Origin of the sequence: Streptomyces humidus, assembly GCF_014649655.1 — a bacterium.
GTDB classification, from domain to species: Bacteria; Actinomycetota; Actinomycetes; order Streptomycetales; family Streptomycetaceae; genus Streptomyces; species Streptomyces humidus.
The window spans coordinates 141,568-159,663 of sequence record NZ_BMTL01000019.1; the positions used below are offsets into that span (position 1 = coordinate 141,568).

Annotated in this window: 17 protein-coding genes and 5 tRNA genes; 6 read left to right on the plus strand and 16 right to left on the minus strand. The window is 70.6% G+C overall.

The window, feature by feature from the left end:
* Positions 1–52: 52 nt before the first annotated feature.
* Genes IE239_RS22700 through IE239_RS22710 form a run of 3 tightly spaced genes read right to left on the minus strand, consistent with a single transcriptional unit; the run spans position 53 to position 3,065 of the window.
* Entirely contained in the window at positions 53–1,210 is a 1,158-nt protein-coding gene (locus tag IE239_RS22700) for a D-alanine--D-alanine ligase family protein (protein ID WP_190151209.1), read from the minus strand.
* Between the two features lie 59 nt (positions 1,211–1,269).
* Positions 1,270–2,280, minus strand: a complete 1,011-nt coding sequence (locus IE239_RS22705) for an NAD(P)H-dependent glycerol-3-phosphate dehydrogenase (RefSeq protein ID WP_190151210.1) — start codon at positions 2,278–2,280, stop codon at positions 1,270–1,272.
* The gene (locus IE239_RS22710) at positions 2,277–3,065 is read right to left on the minus strand and encodes a lysophospholipid acyltransferase family protein (protein ID WP_190151211.1); all 789 of its coding nucleotides are present in this window, start codon (positions 3,063–3,065) and stop codon (positions 2,277–2,279) included. Before IE239_RS22710 ends, IE239_RS22705 begins: the two co-directional genes overlap by 4 nt.
* A gap of 163 nt (positions 3,066–3,228) precedes the next feature.
* Between IE239_RS22710 and cofC the strand changes: the two genes are divergently transcribed.
* Positions 3,229–3,867: a 2-phospho-L-lactate guanylyltransferase gene (cofC, locus tag IE239_RS22715; RefSeq protein WP_190151212.1), complete on the plus strand. Its 639-nt coding sequence runs from the start codon at positions 3,229–3,231 to the stop codon at positions 3,865–3,867.
* A gap of 9 nt (positions 3,868–3,876) precedes the next feature.
* Positions 3,877–4,086, plus strand: a complete 210-nt coding sequence (locus IE239_RS22720) for a hypothetical protein (RefSeq protein WP_190151213.1) — start codon at positions 3,877–3,879, stop codon at positions 4,084–4,086.
* 72 nt (positions 4,087–4,158) lie between these two features.
* Here the strand turns inward: IE239_RS22720 and IE239_RS22725 are convergent, their stop codons facing one another.
* The 4 genes from IE239_RS22725 to leuC all read right to left on the minus strand — a co-directional run bounded on the left by IE239_RS22725 (position 4,159) and on the right by leuC (position 7,499).
* Positions 4,159–4,824, minus strand: coding sequence for an HU family DNA-binding protein (locus tag IE239_RS22725; RefSeq protein ID WP_190151214.1), 666 nt, complete (start codon positions 4,822–4,824; stop codon positions 4,159–4,161).
* A 138-nt stretch (positions 4,825–4,962) separates the two neighbouring features.
* Positions 4,963–5,193, minus strand: coding sequence for an SCO5555 family protein (locus IE239_RS22730; protein ID WP_190151215.1), 231 nt, complete (start codon positions 5,191–5,193; stop codon positions 4,963–4,965).
* Positions 5,194–5,468: 275 nt separating this feature from the next.
* A complete protein-coding gene (leuD, locus tag IE239_RS22735; RefSeq protein WP_190151216.1) occupies positions 5,469–6,062 on the minus strand; it encodes a 3-isopropylmalate dehydratase small subunit in 594 nt (197 codons plus the stop codon).
* A gap of 6 nt (positions 6,063–6,068) precedes the next feature.
* Positions 6,069–7,499 (minus strand): 3-isopropylmalate dehydratase large subunit, encoded by a 1,431-nt coding sequence (leuC, locus tag IE239_RS22740; protein WP_190151217.1) that lies wholly within the window; start codon positions 7,497–7,499, stop codon positions 6,069–6,071.
* Positions 7,500–7,696: 197 nt separating this feature from the next.
* Between leuC and ndgR the strand changes: the two genes are divergently transcribed.
* On the plus strand, positions 7,697–8,413 hold the full coding sequence (gene ndgR, locus IE239_RS22745) for an IclR family transcriptional regulator NdgR (RefSeq protein WP_081219617.1): 717 nt from the start codon (positions 7,697–7,699) through the stop codon (positions 8,411–8,413).
* Positions 8,414–8,949: 536 nt separating this feature from the next.
* On the opposite strand, the gene IE239_RS22750 is transcribed toward ndgR, so the two are convergent.
* From IE239_RS22750 to IE239_RS22775, 6 genes are all read right to left on the minus strand, one after another.
* Positions 8,950–9,022, minus strand: a tRNA-Glu gene (locus IE239_RS22750).
* Positions 9,023–9,050: 28 nt separating this feature from the next.
* Positions 9,051–9,122, minus strand: a tRNA-Gln gene (locus IE239_RS22755).
* 20 nt (positions 9,123–9,142) lie between these two features.
* Positions 9,143–9,215, minus strand: a tRNA-Glu gene (locus IE239_RS22760).
* Positions 9,216–9,277: 62 nt separating this feature from the next.
* Positions 9,278–9,350 (minus strand) — tRNA-Glu (locus tag IE239_RS22765).
* A gap of 42 nt (positions 9,351–9,392) precedes the next feature.
* Positions 9,393–9,464, minus strand: a tRNA-Gln gene (locus IE239_RS22770).
* A gap of 91 nt (positions 9,465–9,555) precedes the next feature.
* Positions 9,556–10,290 (minus strand): HAD family hydrolase, encoded by a 735-nt coding sequence (locus IE239_RS22775; protein WP_190151218.1) that lies wholly within the window; start codon positions 10,288–10,290, stop codon positions 9,556–9,558.
* 35 nt (positions 10,291–10,325) lie between these two features.
* Between IE239_RS22775 and IE239_RS22780 the strand changes: the two genes are divergently transcribed.
* A complete protein-coding gene (locus tag IE239_RS22780) occupies positions 10,326–10,610 on the plus strand; it encodes a hypothetical protein (protein ID WP_190151219.1) in 285 nt (94 codons plus the stop codon).
* Positions 10,611–10,672: 62 nt separating this feature from the next.
* Here IE239_RS22780 and gltX read toward each other — a convergent pair whose 3' ends face one another.
* The 3 genes from gltX to IE239_RS22795 form a co-directional block, all read right to left on the minus strand.
* The gene (gltX, locus tag IE239_RS22785; RefSeq protein ID WP_190151220.1) at positions 10,673–12,157 is read right to left on the minus strand and encodes a glutamate--tRNA ligase; all 1,485 of its coding nucleotides are present in this window, start codon (positions 12,155–12,157) and stop codon (positions 10,673–10,675) included.
* Positions 12,150–12,935, minus strand: a complete 786-nt coding sequence (locus IE239_RS22790) for a fumarylacetoacetate hydrolase family protein (protein WP_190151221.1) — start codon at positions 12,933–12,935, stop codon at positions 12,150–12,152. The genes gltX and IE239_RS22790 overlap by 8 nt, the downstream gene beginning before the upstream one ends.
* A gap of 178 nt (positions 12,936–13,113) precedes the next feature.
* Complete coding sequence (locus IE239_RS22795) at positions 13,114–13,302, minus strand: hypothetical protein (RefSeq protein WP_190151222.1); 189 nt, start codon at positions 13,300–13,302, stop codon at positions 13,114–13,116.
* A gap of 603 nt (positions 13,303–13,905) precedes the next feature.
* Here IE239_RS22795 and IE239_RS22800 point away from each other — a divergent pair.
* Both IE239_RS22800 and IE239_RS22805 read left to right on the plus strand, forming a co-directional pair.
* Positions 13,906–17,664, plus strand: a complete 3,759-nt coding sequence (locus IE239_RS22800) for a nitrate- and nitrite sensing domain-containing protein (RefSeq protein WP_190151223.1) — start codon at positions 13,906–13,908, stop codon at positions 17,662–17,664.
* Between the two features lie 9 nt (positions 17,665–17,673).
* Positions 17,674–18,087, plus strand: a complete 414-nt coding sequence (locus IE239_RS22805; protein ID WP_003993189.1) for a roadblock/LC7 domain-containing protein — start codon at positions 17,674–17,676, stop codon at positions 18,085–18,087.
* Positions 18,088–18,096 lie beyond the last annotated feature (9 nt).

An 18,096-nucleotide genomic window follows, 5' to 3' on the forward strand; every position in this document is an offset into this window, starting at 1 on the left:
CCGGTCCGCGGCTGACCTGTCCGGGACCGGTTCCGGACCGGTCAGCCCCGGATCACCGCAGGCCCGTGGACCTGCGCAGCGCCGCCTGCACCAGGCGGTCCACCAGCTCGGGATAGCCGATCCCGGTCTCCTGCCACATCTTGGGGTACATCGAGATAGGCGTGAAGCCCGGCATCGTGTTGATCTCGTTGATGACGAACTCGCCGTCCTCCGTGAGGAAGAAGTCCGCGCGGACCAGGCCCTCGCAGGACGCCGCCTCGAAGGCGTCCACCGCGAGCTCGCGGACCCGCGCCGTCTCCTCGTCGGTCAGCGGCGCCGGGACGATCCCCGGGGTGGAGTCGATGTACTTGGCGTCGAAGTCGTAGTAGGCGTGCGCGTCCGGCGGCGGGATCTCGGCCGGGAGGGAGGCCCGGGGGCCGTCCTCGAACTCCAGGACGCCGCACTCGATCTCGCGGCCCCGCAGCGCCGCCTCGACGAGGATCTTCGGGTCGTGGCGCTGGGCCTCGGCGATCGCCTCGTCGAGCCCGGAGAGATCGTCGACCTTGGTGATGCCGATGGACGAGCCCGCGCGCGCGGGCTTCACGAAGAGCGGCCAGCCGTGCTCGCCCGCGAAGTCGATGATCTTCTTGCGGGCGCCCGGCTCGTCCTGCTCCCACTCGCGGGGGCGGATCACCACGTACGGGCCGACCTTGAGCCCGAACGAGGTGAACACCCGCTTCATGTACTCCTTGTCCTGGCCGACGGCCGAGGCGAGCACACCCGAGCCCACGTACGGGACGCCGGAGAGCTCCAGCAGACCCTGCACGGTGCCGTCCTCGCCGTAGGGACCGTGCAGCACCGGGAAGACGACGTCGACCTCGCCGAGCGCCTTCGGCACCGATCCCGGCTCGTGGTACACGACTTCGCGGTTGGCGGGGTCGACGGGGAGCACCACTCCGCCGTCCCGCGACTCGGCGAGCTCGTCGACGTCGGGCGTACGGCGGTCCGTGATCGCCATGCGCTCGGGTTCGTCGGCGGTGAGGAACCAGCGGCCCTCGCGGGTGATGCCGATCGGCAGGACCTCGTACTTGGTCCGGTCGATGGCCCGCAGGACCGCGCCGGCGGTGACCACGGAGATCCCGTGCTCGGAGCTGCGGCCGCCGAAGACGACGGCCACCCGCGGCTTGCGGACGGGCTGCTGAAGGCTCTGGGGGAGGTTCTCGGTGCTCATATCGGCTTGAGAGTACCCGGTGGTAGAGCAAGGAGTCAGCGTCCGCCCACCGGGTTCGCTCAGCGTCGTTCGGACTTCGCGCTGCGCGACATCAGCTCCTTGAGGGCGACCACCGGAGGCTTGCCCTCGTGCACGATGCCGACGACCGTCTCGGTGATCGGCATGTCGACGCCGTGCCGGCGGGCCAGATCCAGCACCGACTCACAGGACTTGACGCCCTCCGCGGTCTGCCGGGTGACCGCGATGGTCTCCTGGAGGGTCATGCCCTTGCCGAGGTTGGTGCCGAAGGTGTGGTTGCGGGACAGGGGCGAGGAACAGGTCGCCACCAGGTCGCCCAGTCCGGCGAGTCCGGCGAAGGTGAGCGGGTCCGCACCCATCGCCAGGCCCAGTCGGGTGGTCTCGGCGAGCCCGCGGGTGATCAGCGAGCCCTTGGCGTTGTCGCCCAGGCCCATGCCGTCGGCGATGCCGACCGCGAGGCCGATGACGTTCTTCACCGCGCCGCCCAGCTCGCAGCCCACCACGTCGGTGTTGGTGTAGGGACGGAAGTACGGCGTGTGGGAGGCGGCCTGGAGCCGCTGGGCGACGGCCTCGTCGGTGCAGGCGACCACGGCCGCGGCGGGCATGCGGGAGGCGATCTCCCTGGCGAGGTTCGGTCCGGTGACCACGGCGATGCGGTCCCGGCCCACCTTGGCGACGTCCTCGATCACCTCGCTCATCCGCATGGTCGTGCCCAGCTCGACGCCCTTCATCAAGGACACCAGGACGGTGTCCGGGGCGAGCAGGGAGGTCCAGTCGGCGAGGTTGGCGCGCAGCGTCTGCGAGGGCACCGACAGGACCGTGTAGTCGGCGTCGGCGGCGGCCTCGGCGGGGTCCGTCGTGGCCCGCAGATTCCCCGGGAGCTCGATGCCGGGGAGGTAGTCGGGGTTGGCCCGCGTGGTGTTGATCGCTTCGGCCACCTCAGGGCGACGCGCCCACAGGGTGACGTCGCATCCCGCGTCGGCGAGCACCATGCCGAAGGCCGTCCCCCACGAACCGGCGCTGAACACCGCTGCCTTCACGGACTTGCTCACTTGCTGTTCTCTCCCTCGTGACTGATCTCGACGCCGGTCTCCGCGCCGGTCTCCGCCTGGGTACGACGGCGCTGCTCGATCCGCTCCCGGCGCGGGTCGTAGGGCCTGTCGGGCGCCTTCTCGCCGCGGATCTCCTCCAGCTGGGCGGTCACGGCCGCCATGATGACCTCCGTCGCCTCCTTCAGGAGCTCGGGGGTCATCTCGTGGCCGTAGAACCGGGCGAGGTCCACGGGCGGGCCCGCGAGCACATGGTGGGTCTTGCGCGGAAGGAGGCGGGGCTTCCTGGCGTAGGGCGGCAGCAGTTCGTTGGCGCCCCACTGGGCGACGGGGATCACCGGGCACCTGGTCTGCAGGGCCACACGCGCCGCGCCGGTCTTGGCGGTCATGGGCCAGCCGTCGGGGTCGCGGGTGAGGGTGCCCTCGGGGTAGAAGGCGACGCACTCACCGCGCTCCACGGCGTCGATCGCGGCCCGGAAGGCGCTCAACGCGTCCGTGCTCTCGCGGTAGACGGGGATCTGTCCGGTGCCCCGCATCGCGGCCCCGACGAATCCGTGCGTGAAAAGCCCGCTCTTCGCGAGAAATCGCGGTACCCGCCCGCTGTTGTACTGGAAATGGGCGTACGCGAACGGGTCGACATGTGAATTGTGGTTCACCGCGGTGATAAATCCGCCCTCGGCCGGAATGTGCTCCATTCCGCGCCAGTCCCGCTTGATCAGAACCACCAGCCAGGGTTTGCAGAGGACCGCTGCGAAGCGGTACCAGAAGCCGATTCTGCGGCGGGGCACGCGGACACCTTCCTCTAGGACTTCCCAAGGCCTGCTCCTGGACCCGGGGCCGCACAAGTGTCGCCCCGGGCCGCTGGTCTGTCGAGAACACCGTACGCCCGCCCCTCCGACCTGCGGACGAGCCGGGTGACAATGGCCGCGACGAGAGAGAGACGGTACGCCGGTGCAGTGGACCTTGGTCATACCCCTGAAGCCCTTGGCGCTGGCCAAGAGCAGGCTCGCGGACACCGCCGCCGACGGGCTGCGCCCCGGGCTCGCCCTGGCGTTCGCCGCGGACACCGTGGCCGCCGCGCTGGCCTCGTCGGCGGTGCGGGATGTGGCCGTGGTCACGGACGACGCCCTGGCCGCACGCACCCTGGCGGCGCCGGGGGTGCGGATCGTGCCGGACGAGCCGCGCGCGGGCCTCAACGCCGCCCTGGCGCACGGGGCGGCCGCCGTACGGGCTTTGCGTCCCGATTCCCCGCTCGCGGCCCTCAACGCCGACCTGCCGGCGCTGCGCCCGCCGGAATTGGCGCGCGTGCTGGACGCGGCCGCCGAATTCCCCCGCGCATTCCTCCCGGACGCGGCCGCGATCGGCACCACGCTTCTCACCGCCGCTCCCGGCCGGGCGTTGCGGCCCGCGTTCGGCGCGGACTCACGCGCCCGGCATCGCGCGTCCGGAGCCGAGGAACTCCGTCTCGACGCGGTGGATTCGGTGCGCCAGGACGTGGACACCGGCGAGGATCTTCGCGCCGCCCTGGTCCTGGGAGTGGGGCCCCGGACGGCCGCGGCGGCCGCGCGGCTGCTCATCCCGGGGCAGTAGGCTGCCGCCATGCAGGCGACCGCATACACGTACGACCCCGCCACGCGCAGCGGACAGGTGCTGCTGGACGACGGCACACCGGTGCCGTTCGACGCCCCGGCGTTCGACGCGGGCGGGCTGAGGCTGCTGCGGCCCGGACAGCGGGTGCGCATCGAGACGGAGGAGCGCGGCGACGGCTCCGGCCCCCGGATCACCCTGGTGACGCTGCAGACCTTCTGAGCGGGCTCCGCACACGCCGCGGGCCGGGCTCCGAGAGGGAGTCCGGCCCGGCGTGTGAGTGCCCCAGGTGCCCTACGCCTTGCGGGCGGTGGCCTTCTTGGCGGTGGTCTTGCGCGCGGTCGACTTCTTGGCGGGGGCCTTGGTGGCCGTCGCCTTCTTCGCGGCCGGGGCCTTCTTGGCCGTCGTCTTCTTGGCGGTGGCCGACTTCGCGGCGGTGGTCTTCTTCGCAGCCGCCGTCGTCTTCTTGGCCGTGGTCTTCTTCGCGGTGGTCTTCTTCGCGGCCGCCGTCGTCTTCTTGGCCGTGGTCTTCTTCGCCGTGGCCGTGGTCTTCTTCGCGGCGGCGGCCCTCGTCGAGGGGGTGGCCTTCTTCGCGGCGGCCTTCTTGACCGTGGCGGAAGCGCCGCCGGTCAGGCTGCCCTTGGGGGCCTTCTTGACGGCGACCTCACCGCCGCGCGGGAGCTTCTTCGACCCGCTCACCAGGTCCTTGAAGCCCTGGCCCGCGCGGAAACGCGGCACGGACGTCTTCTTGACCCGCACGCGCTCGCCCGTCTGGGGGTTGCGAGCGTAGCGGGCCGGCCGGTCGACCTTCTCGAACGAACCGAAACCGGTGACCGAGACCCGGTCGCCGGCGACCGTAGCGCGGACGATGGCGTCCAGGACCGCGTCGACCGCGTCGGCGGCCTGCTGGCGGCCGCCCACCTTGTCGGCAATCGCTTCTACGAGCTGCGCCTTGTTCACGTCTTCCCCTTCGGAGACATTAGCCGGAACGATACTGTTCAAGCTTTTTCGCACGTTAGGCAGATATATACCGCAAATCAAACACGAAACGGGCTAATCACCCTTGTGCCGCAACGAAATCGGCTGTTCCGGAGGCGGTCAACGGTCCTCTTCGGGCGTTCGCCCCTCGTCGAGGTCCACCATGAACCGCTCCAGACGCCTTGTCGCATCGGCGAGATCGTGCTTGGCCGCGGCCGTAATGACCAGCAGCTTCCGGGTCAGCGCCATCCGTACGCCCTCCGGGACTTGCAGTGCGCGCACTCTCGCGTGCGCTTCCTTGAGCTGGTTCGCGACCGCCGTATAGAGCTCGAGTTGGCCGTCGTGTTCCATGCACAGATTGTGCCATCTGGGGCGAGTTGTCGCCCGTCCAGGGGGCAACTGCCGCCTCGGACGGCCGTCCGGGCGCTTCCGGCGGTCACGTCCTCACCAGCCGCATACCCCGGCAACAGCGCCCCTAACGTGGGCAGTTGACAGCGGCGACGAAGGCCCGCAGGGCCGAACGGGTGCAGACGCAGCCGTACCCCCGATCGGTGGGATCGGGGGTACGGCGGGGGTGTCGCGGTGGCCGAAACTCGACCTGCCCGGGGCTTCCCGGGGCCTTTGGATCAGACCTGGAGCGTCCTCGGCTTGTACGACGGGCGCTTGGCCTCGTAGGCGGCGATGTCGCCCTCGTTCCGGAGGGTGATGGAGATGTCGTCCAGGCCGTTCAGCAGCCGCCAGCGGGAGTTCTCGTCCAGCTCGAAGGCGGCGGTGATCCCCTCGGCGCGCACCTCGCGCGCCTCGAGGTCGACCGTGATCTCGGCCTGCGGGTCCTTCTCGCTCAGCTCCTGCAGCGCCTCCACGGTCTTCTGGTCCAGAACGACCGTGAGCAGGCCGTTCTTGAGCGAGTTGCCGCGGAAGATGTCGGCGAACCGGGAGGAGATCACGGTCTTGAAGCCGTAGTTCTGCAGCGCCCAGACGGCGTGCTCACGGGAGGAGCCGGTGCCGAAGTCGGGGCCGGCGATCAGAACGCTCGCGCCCTGCCGCTCGGGACGGTTGAGGATGAAGTCCGCGTCCTTGCGCCAGGCCTCGAACAGACCGTCCTCGAAACCGTCCCGCGTGACCTTCTTGAGCCAGTGAGCAGGGATGATCTGGTCGGTGTCGACGTTGGAACGGCGCAGCGGGACGGCCCGGCCGGTGTGCGTGGTGAATGCTTCCATGACTGATCAGACTCCAGCGGGCGTACGGGTCTCGGCGTCGGACAGGTCGGCCGGGGATGCCAGGTGGCCCAGGACGGCCGTGGCGGCCGCGACCTGCGGCGACACCAGGTGGGTGCGGCCGCCCTTGCCCTGCCGGCCCTCGAAGTTGCGGTTGGAGGTGGACGCGGAGCGCTCGCCCGGCGCCAGCTGGTCGGGGTTCATGCCGAGGCACATCGAGCAGCCCGCGTGCCGCCATTCGGCGCCGGCCTCCTTGAAGACGACGTCCAGGCCCTCGGAAACGGCCTGCAGACCGACCCGCGCGGAGCCGGGAACGACCAGCATCCTCACGCCGTCGGCGACTTTGCGGCCCTCGACGATCGCGGCGGCGGCCCGCAGGTCCTCGATGCGGCCGTTGGTGCACGAACCTACGAAGACGGTGTCCACGTTGATGGAGCGCAGCGGCTGTCCGGCCTCCAACCCCATGTATTCCAGGGCCTTTTCGGCGGCGAGGCGCTCCGAGGCGTCTTCGTACGAAGCGGGGTCGGGGACGTCGGCCGAAAGCGGCGCGCCCTGGCCCGGGTTGGTGCCCCAGGTGACGAACGGCGACAGCGCGGCGGCGTCGATGACGACCTCGGCGTCGAACTCGGCGTCGTCGTCCGTCCTCAGCGTCTTCCAGTACGCGACGGCCGCGTCCCAGTCCTCGCCCTCGGGCGCGTGGGCGCGGCCCTGGAGGTACGCGAAGGTGGTCTCGTCGGGGGCGATCATGCCCGCGCGGGCGCCGGCCTCGATCGACATGTTGCAGATGGTCATCCGGGCCTCCATCGAGAGCTTCTCGATGGCTGAGCCGCGGTACTCCAGGATGTAGCCCTGGCCGCCGCCGGTGCCGATCTTCGCGATGATCGCCAGGATCAGGTCCTTGGCCGTGACGCCGTCGGGCAGCTCGCCCTCGACCGTGATCGCCATGGTCCTGGGGCGGGCCAGCGGCAGCGTCTGGGTGGCCAGCACGTGCTCGACCTGCGAGGTGCCGATGCCGAAGGCCAGGGCGCCGAAGGCTCCGTGCGTGGAGGTGTGAGAGTCGCCGCAGACGACGGTCATGCCGGGCTGGGTCAGACCCAACTGCGGGCCCACGACGTGCACCACACCCTGCTCGACGTCGCCGAGCGGGTGCAGCCGCACACCGAACTCGGCACAGTTCCTGCGCAGCGTCTCCAGCTGGGCGCGGGACACCGGGTCGGCGATCGGCTTGTCGATGTCGAGGGTCGGGGTGTTGTGGTCCTCGGTCGCGATGGTGAGGTCGAGACGGCGCACGGGGCGGCCGTTCTGACGGAGGCCGTCGAAGGCCTGGGGGCTGGTCACCTCGTGCAGCAGGTGCAGATCGATGAAGAGGAGGTCGGGCTCGCCCTCGGCGCGCCGGACGACATGGTCGTCCCAGACCTTCTCCGCGAGTGTCCTACCCATCGCTTTCCCTCCGGCCGGCGAAGACGCACCGGCCCAACTAGAGATCTTGTGGAGGCGACGCCCTCGGTCGTGTTCTCCGCGTTCCCGGGCACCCGCCGCCAGGCCCGTTGGTCTGCGGGCCGCCATGTGTCCAAGGGTTGCGCGTCTCACGGAAAATTGAACTTGCGTTTCACAGAGTGAGACGGGAGTATCGTTTCATGGACAACAGTAGCGGCGTCGGCGTCCTGGACAAGGCAGCCCTTGTCCTGAGCGCCCTGGAGTCCGGCCCGGCCACCCTCGCAGGCTTGGTCGCTGCCACCGGACTCGCACGACCCACGGCCCACCGTCTGGCCGTGGCACTGGAACACCACCGTATGGTCGCGCGGGACATGCAGGGGCGGTTCATCCTGGGCCCCCGGCTCGCCGAGCTGGCCGCGGCCGCCGGCGAGGACCGCCTGCTGGCCACCGCCGGCCCGGTGCTCACCCACCTGCGCGACATCACGGGCGAGAGCGCGCAGCTCTACCGCCGCCAGGGCGACATGCGCATCTGCGTGGCCGCGGCGGAACGCCTGTCCGGGCTGCGGGACACGGTCCCGGTGGGCTCCACGCTGACGATGAAGGCCGGCTCGTCGGCGCAGATCCTGATGGCCTGGGAGGAGCCCGAGCGGCTGCACCGCGGCCTGCAGGGCGCCCGCTTCACGGCGACGGCCCTGTCGGGCGTACGGCGCCGCGGCTGGGCCCAGTCGATCGGCGAGCGCGAGCCGGGCGTCGCCTCGGTGTCGGCTCCCGTGCGCGGCCCCTCCAACCGCGTGGTGGCCGCCGTCTCCGTCTCCGGCCCCATCGAGCGCCTGAGCCGTCATCCGGGCCGTATGCACGCCCAGGCCGTGATCGACGCGGCGGGCCGCCTGTCGGAGGCCCTGCGCCGGACGGGCTGACACCGTGAGGGGGGAAGAGCGGGCCTCAACGCCGCGGCACGCTCCTCCCCCACGGCAGGACAGCCTGTCCAGGGTGCGCGACCGTGTCCCCGTGCGGCTCCGCCGCGCGGGCGCGACCGGCCGCGCGGCGGCCCGCGCCCGGCACACGAGAGAACTCCCGGAGCGCCGACCTGCACGCTAACCGGTCCAGCACCTGCGCCGGCTACGAGTGGGACGCCGAACTGCTCGTGTCCTGGGCCTGGTTGTCGCACCGGGCGGTCTCGCCCGACCTGCGCTTCACGGAGGCGCGGCAGTCGAAGGCGGAGCGGACCGGGACTGCCGCGATCGGCGCGGTCCCCGTTCGAACCGCTGCCGCGGCCGCAACCGGGCGGCTCAGGAAACGGAGTCGGCCCGGCGGCACGGCTTCCGGTGAGCGCGCGGAACGGGGCCGGTCCGGGTGGACGCACCGGAGCCGACACACGACGAGACAGGGCAGGAGCCGCCTGAGGAAGCACGGCGAAGGCCCCCCACCGAAGTGGAGGGCCTTCCTTGATGCGTACCCCCGACCGGATTCGAACCGGCGCTACCGCCTTGAGAGGGCGGCGTGCTAGGCCGCTACACAACGGGGGCGAGGATCTTGCGTTTCCGCAGATCCGAGCTGGTCTACCAGGACTCGAACCTAGACTAACTGAACCAGAATCAGTCGTGCTGCCAATTACACCATAGACCAATGTGGTTTAGACCAGTTTGTACCCCCGACCGGATTCGAACCGGCGCTACCGCCTTGAGAGGGCGGCGTGCTAGGCCGCTACACAACGGGGGCCCTAGCGATCCTGCATCGAGGCGAGCGGGAGCTACCCGAACTCCCCCCGCGGGAAGGATCTGTACCCCCGACCGGATTCGAACCGGCGCTACCGCCTTGAGAGGGCGGCGTGCTAGGCCGCTACACAACGGGGGCTTTGTGGAGGCGAACTCCACGTGCGCAGATGAGCTCTGCGAGCTGGCCTACCTGGACTCGAACCAAGACTAACTGAACCAGAATCAGTCGTGCTGCCAATTACACCATAGGCCACTGGAACGCAAGCCCCGTAAGGGATCTCGTTCTAGTTTCGCTCCCCCGGTTCCGGCCTTTCGGCCCGCTCTCCGGCGGCGCAGGAAGAACATTACCCGAAGGTGGACTGCGCTCCAAAACGGGTATCCGGGCCGAGGAGCGCGGGAAGTTCGGCGAGGCTGACGATGCGGTGCCGGCCGGACGGGAGCTCGACGGTGGCCCCGCCTCCGTAGCGGTCGATCCACACCGAGAGAAGTCCGGCGTCTGCGGCGCCCCGCCCGTCGATCTCCGGGTGGTCGCCGACGTAGGCCACCTGGTGCGGGGGCAGGGAAAGGGCCTCGCAGGCCGCGAGGAAAGCGCCGGCCTCCGGCTTGGAGACGCCGAGCTCCGCGGCGCACAGGATGACCTCGAAGCGGTCATGGACGCCGAGGACGCGCAGCTTGTGGTCCTGGACGTGGATGCTGGAGTTGGAGAGCACCGCGTGGCGGTGACTGGCGGCGAGGGCGTCGAGCACGGGCAGGACGTCCGGGAAGAGCGACCAGGCGGCCTCGTAGTGGGTGATGTACCGCCGGAACCAGGCGTCCGTCTCCGCGTCGGTCAGCTCCGGCCGTTCCAGGAACGCCCGCACCCGGTCGCGGCGCTGGTCCTCGAAGGTGATCCCGCCCGCGGAGAACCGCGCCCACTGCTGGTCGGTCACCTCCCGCCAGCGCGCGAGGGCCTCCTCCGCGGTGCCGAAGCGGTCGAGCAGCCGCTCGGTGGTGAGGTACGACCGCATGCCCTCGCGGTCGGCGGTCGTGTAGTCGAAGAGGGTGTCGTCGACGTCCCAGACAACGGCACGGATGCTCATGCCCCGACCGTATCGCGGGCTGGCACACTGAGGACATGAGCGAGTACCGAGTTCAGTTCACCGTCGAGGCCCGGGCGGCGTACGACGGCCTGCCCGGCGAGCGTCGAGCTCAGTTGGACAAGGCCGTGCGGATACTGGCGCGCGATCCGTTCCGCAAGGTCGCGACCGCACAGCTCGGCCCCGACGAGCACCTGCGCAAGGCGTACGTCGCCCCGGGCGTCGTGCTGGAGTACATGGTGGCGGCAGCCGTGCTCGTCGTCGTCGTGCTGGAGATCTTCGACGAGTTCGCCTACCTGATCGACGAGAGCGACGCCGTCTGAGGCGACTGTGTGAGGGGCGGCTCCCGGAAGTCCGGGAGCCGCCCCTCACGCGCGTTCCGGCGTTACGCCGCGAGCTTCGCCAGCGCCGCGTCGATGCGGGCCAGCGTCTTCTCCTTGCCCAGGATCTCCAGGGACTCGAAGAGGGGCAGGCCGACGGTGCGGCCGGTGACGGCGACCCGGACCGGGGCCTGGGCCTTGCCGAGCTTGAGGCCGTGGGTCTCGCCGGCGGCCAGGACGGCCTCCTTCAGGGACTCGGCCGAACTCCAGTCGGCCGACTCCAGCTTCTCCCTCGCCGTGGTCAGCAGGGCGTCGCTGCCCTCCTTCATCGCCTTCGCCCAGGACGCCTCGTCGAGGACCGGCTCCGGCAGGAAGAGGAAGTCGACGTTGTCGGTGATCTCGGAGAGGACCTTCAGCCGGGTCTGGGCGTGCGGGGCGATCGCCTGCCACTTGGCCTCGTCGAAGTCCTCCGGCGCCCAGGGGGCGACCGGGGCCTTCAGCCAGGGGGCGCAGCGCTCGGTGAAGTCCTTCACGTCCAGCAGACGGATGTGGTCGGCGTTGATCGCCTCGCACTTCTTCAGGTCGAAGCGCGCCGGGTTGGGGTTGACGTCGGTCACGTCGAAGGCCGCGACCATCTCGTCCATCGTGAAGATGTCCTGGTCGGCCGAGAGCGACCAGCCCAGGAGGGAGAGGTAGTTGAGCAGGCCCTCGGGGAGGAACCCGCGCTCGCGGTAGAGGTTGAGCGAGGACTGCGGGTCCCGCTTCGACAGCTTCTTGTTGCCCTCGCCCATCACGTACGGCAGGTGCCCGAAGGCGGGCACGGACTTCGCGACGCCCAGCTCGGTCAGCGCCTTGTAGAGGGCGATCTGGCGGGGGGTGGACGACAGCAGGTCCTCGCCGCGCAGGACGTGCGTGATCTCCATCAGCGCGTCGTCGACCGGGTTGACCAGCGTGTACAGCGGTGCGCCGTTCGCGCGGACGATGCCGTAGTCGGGGACGTTCTCCGGGGTGAACGTCAGCTCACCGCGGACCAGGTCCGTGAACGTGATCGTCTCGTCGGGCATCCGGAAGCGGACGATCGGGGTGCGGCCCCGGGCGGTGTACTCCTCGACCTGCTCGGCGCTCAGGTCGCGGCAGTGGCCGTCGTAGCCGGACGGCTTGCCGGCGGCGCGGGCGGCGTCGCGACGGGTGTCCAGCTCCTCCTGCGAGCAGTAGCAGCGGTAGGCGTGGCCGGCGTCGAGGAGCCTGGCCGCGACGTCCTTGTAGATGTCCATGCGCTGCGACTGGCGGTACGGCGCGTGCGGGCCGCCGACCTCGGGGCCCTCGTCCCAGTCGAAGCCCAGCCAGCGCATCGAGTCCAGCAGCTGGGTGTAGGACTCCTCCGAGTCGCGGGCGGCGTCGGTGTCCTCGATGCGGAAGACCAGCGTGCCCTGGTGGTGCTTGGCGAACGCCCAGTTGAACAGGGCGGTGCGGACCAGGCCCACATGGGGGTTGCCGGTGGGCGAGGGGCAGAAACGGACACGGACTGCTGGGGCGGATGCGCTAGCCACGCTTGACGACCTTGTTGGTGAGAGTGCCGATGCCTTCGATGGTGACGGCGACCTCGTCGCCGACGACCAGGGGGCCGACCCCTGCCGGGGTGCCCGTGAGGATCACGTCGCCGGGGAGCAGCGTCATGGCCTCGGTGATGTTGACGATCAGATCCTCGATGGAGTGGATCATCTCGCTGGTGCGGCCGAGCTGCCGTTGCCCGCCGTTGACCGTGAGCTGGACGGTGAGGTCGCCCGCGGTCTTCAGGTCCAGGCCGGTCTCCACCCAGGGGCCCAGCGGGCAGGAGGTGTCGAAGCCCTTGGCCCGGGCCCACTGCTTCTCGCGCTTCTGCACGTCGCGGGCGGTGACGTCGTTGGCGCAGGTGTAGCCGAAGATCACGTCCTTGACGCGCTCGCGGGGGACCTCGCGGCACAGCCGGCCGATGACCACGGCGAGCTCGGCCTCGTGGTGGACCTCGGCGGAGAAGGACGGGTACTGGATGGCGTCGCCGTCGCCGATCACCGAGGTGGACGGCTTGAAGAAGGCGAACGGGGCGTCCGGGACCTCGTTGCCCAGCTCGCGCGCGTGTTCGGCGTAGTTGCGGCCGAAGGCCACGACCTTGTTGGGCAGCACGGGCGGGAGCAGCCGGACCTTGCTCAGCGGCACCTTGGTGCCGGAGAGCTCGAAGTCCGTGAACGGGATGCCCTTGATGATGTCGAGGACGAGCCCGTCCGGCTCGTCGCCCTCGACCGCGCCGAAGGCGACGTTCCCGTCGATGGAGAACCTGGCGATGCGCACGGGTTGGTTGGCCCCTTGACTGAGCTGGCTGGAGTGTGACGCTCCAGGCTAACGCGGAAGGGCGTCCCCGGCCGGGGACGCCCTTGACATCGGTGGAGGTCGCCTTGAGCATTCGGCGGCCGGTGTCCGTATCCCTCCACGAAGATCGGTGAGGATCGTGTGGATCAACGGGGTGGAACTACTGCACGACGGACGCCGCGACCGGAATCTCCATCAGGATGGTGCGCTTGGGGTTGGCAGTCTGGGCCGGGAGGTCGACGGAGTGCTCCGGCTGCTCGGGGAGCCGCAGTTCGTCGGCGCCCGCGAGGTGCGCCAGCGTCGTGCGCCGCGGGTTGGCGATCTTGTGGAACATCGTCGTCGTCTTCACTGTCGAACTCGACCCTGTCGTTTCCGGGCGCCGGAAAGGCCCTTCGAGGGACCCTGCGCGGACGCGGCTTGTCGGATTTGCCATCCCTGTAAAACGTCAGGCTAAACACGCGAATCCCGCCGAACGCGTGAAGGTCACATGATCGACGTGTGAGTTTGCTCACGAATCAAGAGGCGAAACGGTCAATTCGGGCCGTCAATCGAACGTGACGAAGCGGACATTGACTGACTGAACTATATATTCCGCTCCTGATCATGGCGACTGGGACACCCTCTGCACCCTGCGGCTTCGCCCGCTTATGTCCGCCTTATGTGGGATCGGTTTCTACATCCCGTGACAACACCCTCACTTCATGTCACGGATGTCACAGCCTGGACAACGGGCCTTGTTGGAGATCCTGCACTGTGCTGGAATTCCTCGGACCGCCGCGGGATCGAGCCGGCGCACAAAGGGCGCGCCAGAGCGCCCGGCGGCGGCGAGGTCTGGGGGAGCCGGCGCCGGTACTCACGACTCCGGGGGGCGTAATTCAGGACGCCCTTCAACACGCCGACACCGTCCTTCCGTTCACGCGGAGGGGCGCCTGGTCCAGAGGTTGCGACGCTAGTGCAGGGACGTTTCAAGAGGGATGGCAGCGCTTCGGCCGAGCCGGAGCCGCACGGCGGGACCGGCCCGATGGCAGTCGGCTCCTCGCCCCAGCACGCCCAGAACCCGGGCACGGCCGCGTCCGGCGACGGCGGTGAGCGCCCCGGGCGACCCGGCGCGTCCACGCCGCCGGGCTCTCCTCCCCCGCCTCCGACGGTCAAGCCGCCGACCGGTCCCCCCGGTACGGGCTCGCGCGCGGCGCTGCGCAACTGGCGCATCTCCACGCGTCTGGTGGCGCTGCTGACCCTGCCGGTGGTCGCGGCCACCACGCTCGGCGCGGTGCGCATCAACCAGTCGATGGACGACATCCAGCAGCTCGACAACATGAAGCTGCTGACGGACATGACCAAGCAGGCCACCGAACTGGCCGTGCAGCTGCAGAACGAGCGCGACCGCTCCGCCGGTCCGCTGGCGCACGACGGCAAGGCCTCCGACTTCGGCGTCAAGGGCTACCGGGACAAGACGGACAAGGCGCTGATCGCCTTCCAGGACGCCTCGGAAGAGATCGACACCGCCAGCACGGACGGCAACCTGCAGGGCGTCCGGGACAGCCTCGTGGGCCTCCTCAGCGACCTCGGCAACCTCGCCAAGATCCGCAACACGGCGTACACGGAGAAGGGCAACTCCACCCAGACGGTCGAGGCCTACCACCGTCTGATCACCAGCCTGCTCGACCTGTCCCAGGACATGGCCCAGGCCACGAGCAACCCGGAGATGATCCAGCGCACCCGTGCCCTGGCCGCCTTCTCCTCCGCCAAGGAGTACGCCTCGGTCCAGCGCGCGGTCCTGTCCGCCGCACTGCCGGACAACGCCCGGGTCTACGGCAAGATCTCCGAGAACGACCGGCAGTACGCCCAGGCCGCGCTCGAGAACCAGGACTCCGAGCTCGCGAGCTTCCGCAGCATCTACGGCGACGACGGCGCCGAGGAACTGCTGAAGCCCGTCGAGCAGGGCAACCCGGTCATCGAGGAAGCCGACACCTACGCCACCCGTGCGCTCAGCTCCGGGACCGGTCTGCAGTCGCTGGACAAGCGGTCGTACCAGGACTGGATCGACGACAGCTCGACCAAGATCGCGCAGATGAACAACATCGAGCACACGCTGCTCGAGGACATGGAGCAGAAGGCGCGTGAGCTGCGCGCCGCGTCCGAGCGCGAGGCGATCATCTCCGGTGCGCTCATCCTGCTCGTGCTGGGCGTGTCGCTGGTCGGCGCGTTCGTCGTCGCCCGTTCCATGATCCGCTCGCTGCGCCGCCTGCAGGAGACCGCCACCAAGGTCGCCCAGGACCGGCTGCCCGAGCTGGTCAAGCAGCTGTCCGAATCCGACCCGCAGGACGTCGACACGTCCGTGGAGTCGGTCGGTGTGCACTCCCGGGACGAGATCGGCCAGGTGGCCGCGGCCTTCGACGACGTGCACCGCGAGGCGGTCCGCCTCGCCGCCGAGCAGGCCCTTCTGCGGGGCAACGTCAACGCGATGTTCACCAACCTCTCGCGCCGCTCCCAGGGCCTCATCCAGCGTCAGCTCTCGCTCATCTCCGAACTGGAGTCCCGCGAGGCCGACCCGGACCAGCTGTCCTCGCTCTTCAAGCTCGACCACCTCGCGACCCGCATGCGCCGTAACGGCGAGAACCTCCTCGTCCTCGCCGGTGAGGAGCCCGGCCGGCGCTGGACCCGTCCGGTCCCGCTGGTCGACGTCCTGCGCGCCGCGGCCTCCGAGGTGGAGCAGTACGAGCGCATCGAGCTGTCCTCCGTGCCCACGACCGAAGTGGCCGGCCGGGTCGTCAACGACCTCGTGCACCTGCTCGCCGAGCTGCTGGAGAACGCCACCTCGTTCTCCTCTCCGCAGACCAAGGTCAAGGTCACCGGCCACGCGCTGCCCGACGGCCGGGTGCTGATCGAGATCCACGACACCGGCATCGGCCTCTCCCCCGAGGACCTCGCCGCGATCAACGAGCGGCTCGCCTCGCCGCCGACCGTGGACGTGTCGGTCTCCCGCCGCATGGGTCTGTTCGTGGTCGGCCGGCTGTCGCAGCGTCACGGCATCCGCATCCAGCTCCGCCCGTCCGACTCCGGTGGCACGACCGCGCTGGTCATGCTGCCCGTGGACGTCGCCCAGGGCGGCAAGAAGCCCCAGCCCAAGCCGGGTCAGGGCGGCACGGCCGGTGGCCCCGCCGCCGCGCAGGCCGCCGCGGGCGTCGCCGCCGCGCGACGCCAGAGCGGCTCGCAGGGCGGTTCCCTCGGCGCGGGCGCCCCGAACGGCGGCGGCGCTCTCGGCGCCGGCTCCGCAGGGGGCGGCCTGCTCGGCGGGGGCCAGGGTCCCCGGGCCGCGCTGCCCGGCCGTGACGGCGGTGGCCGTCCCGGCGGCCAGCCTCCGCGCGGGCCGCAGCAGCCTCCGCTCTCCCCCCAGCAGGGCCGGCCGGCTCAGGCCGGCTTCGGCGGCCAGACGCCGGGCGCGCCGCAGGGTCTGCAGGCCGCCGGCACCGGCTCGCAGGGCCCGGACATGTTCGGCGGCGGACGCCCGCCGCAGCAGCGGGGCGGCAAGAACGAACAGGGCGGCCGCGGCCGTCAGCCGCAGCTGCCGCCGCGCGGGGGTCCGCGGGCCGAGCTGCCCGGCGGCAACCCGCAGCCGCGCGTGACCAGCTGGGGCGACGAGAACGCCCAGCCGCCGGTGCCGCGCACCCCGCTGGACGCCCCGCGCGGCCACGAGGAGCCGGACGTCGCCCAGACGTCGCGTCTGCCGCGCATCGACGACCGGCAGGGTCCGGGCGCCACGGCCGAGATACCCGCGATCCCGCGGATGGACGAGCGCCAGGGCCCGTCGGGTCCCGCCGACTTCGGCCGCCCGGTGGCGGGCGGTCTGCACGGCACGGGCCAGTTCCCGGTCGTGGGCAACCCCCAGGGCGGCTACGACGGACAGCAGGACACGGGCCAGTTCCAGCGCCCGGGCCTGAACGGCGTCAACGGGCGGCAGGACACCGGCCGGTTCGAGCGGCCCGGCCCGGCCGGCCGTCCGGACGACAACAACTTCACCCGCTCCGACGTCTTCGGCGCTCCCGGCGGGCAGAACGCCCCGTCGAACCCGAACCAGTTCGCGCCGCAGGCCTACGACAACGGCTCCACCGGCCAGTTCGCCGCTCCGGGCTACGACGGCTCCGGCACCGGGCAGTACGCGCTGCCCGACCGCCAGGACCCCTCGGCCGGCAACCGGTTCGCCGCGCCGCAGCCCAACGGCTACGGCGCTCCGGACCGGCCGGAGGCCCTGCCGCCGGCAGGCCCCGGCGACGGTCGCACTCCGCTGTACGACACGTTGGAGACCAACTGGTTCCACGGTCAGCAGGCGGGCGGCACGGCTCCGGAGCCGCAGCAGCACGAGCAGCAGCCGCAGCAGGCTCCGGCCGCTCCCCAGCGTCCCGCTGCCGCCAGTGCCTCCTGGCGCACCTCGCCGAACGACGAACTCGTCCGGCAGGCCGAGCGCGTCAGGCAGCCGGCCGCGGGCGGCGTCACCACCTCCGGTCTGCCGCGCCGGGTGCCCAGGGCGAACCTCGTCCCGGGCACAGCTCAGCAGCAACAGCACCAAAGCGGTCCGCAGGTCTCGCGTTCGCCTGACGACGTACGCGGCCGGCTGACCAATCTCCGTCGGGGCATCGCACAGGGTCGACAGGCCGGTACAGGCCCGCAGACCGGCAGTTTCCCCAGCCCCACTCACCAGCAGGAGCGTTAGTTGAGCCAGATGAGCCAGGCAGCACAGAACCTGAACTGGTTGATCACCAACTTCGTGGACAACACCCCAGGGGTGTCCCACACCGTCGTGGTCTCCGCCGACGGGCTCCTGCTCGCCATGTCCGAGGGCTTCCCGCGTGACCGCGCCGACCAGCTGGCGGCCGTCGCGTCGGGACTCACCTCGCTGACCGCCGGCGCGTCCCGGATCTTCGAGGGCGGCAGCGTGGCGCAGACCGTCGTCGAGATGGAGCGAGGGTTCCTCTTCCTCATGTCCGTCTCGGACGGCTCGTCGCTCGCGGTGCTCGCGCACCCCGAGTGCGACATCGGCCTCGTCGGTTACGAGATGGCGCTCCTCGTCGATCGTGCGGGCGCGGTGCTCACACCCGATCTGCGCGCCGAGCTCCAGGGCAGTCTGCTCCACTGACCCGCCCGC